The organism is Pseudomonas sp. Fl4BN1 (assembly GCF_009908285.1).
Classification (GTDB): Bacteria; Pseudomonadota; Gammaproteobacteria; order Pseudomonadales; family Pseudomonadaceae; genus Aquipseudomonas.
Genome location: NZ_JAAARM010000098.1, coordinates 1 through 458 on the forward strand (window position 1 = coordinate 1; position 458 = coordinate 458).

The 458-nt window shown below is 64.6% G+C and carries 1 protein-coding gene; it reads left to right on the plus strand.

Features of this window, described 5'->3' with window-relative positions:
- The first annotated feature begins 84 nt into the window (after positions 1-84).
- Positions 85-378, plus strand: coding sequence for a hypothetical protein (locus GV818_RS33740; protein ID WP_004627538.1), 294 nt, complete (start codon positions 85-87; stop codon positions 376-378).
- The last annotated feature ends 80 nt before the right edge of the window (positions 379-458 follow it).

Consider the following 458-nt stretch of genomic DNA (forward strand, 5'->3'; position numbering starts at 1 on the left):
CACCTAGACTGGTTGAACCAAGGGCAGCCGCGCCGCGCCACAAGCGCCGGCGGGGCCGGTACACGCTAACCCGGCGAGGCCACCATGTCTGACCAGCTCACCACCGCACCGCAAGAACTCTACGAAGGGTTCGAAATTCACGTTGTTCCAAGCCCGACACGGGCAAACTCCTCGCGCTACACCTACACCGGCTACGTGTGCCACCCCGGCGCCGATCCACAGTTGCCCGGTCATGTCGTGCCCTTTCACGCAGATGGCGACGATACCTTCCGCAGCCCCGAAGAGGCCATGGAGGAAGCCGTACACGTGGCGCGCAGCATTGTCGACGGCACGCATCCGGATCTCTCGGTGCTGTCGATCGTGACGCACGGCTACTGACGCCGAAACCTGATCCGGCAGCTTCCCTTCCTATCGGTCATGCACGAGATGCGTCGGTCGCCCTTGGCGGCGGCCGACGC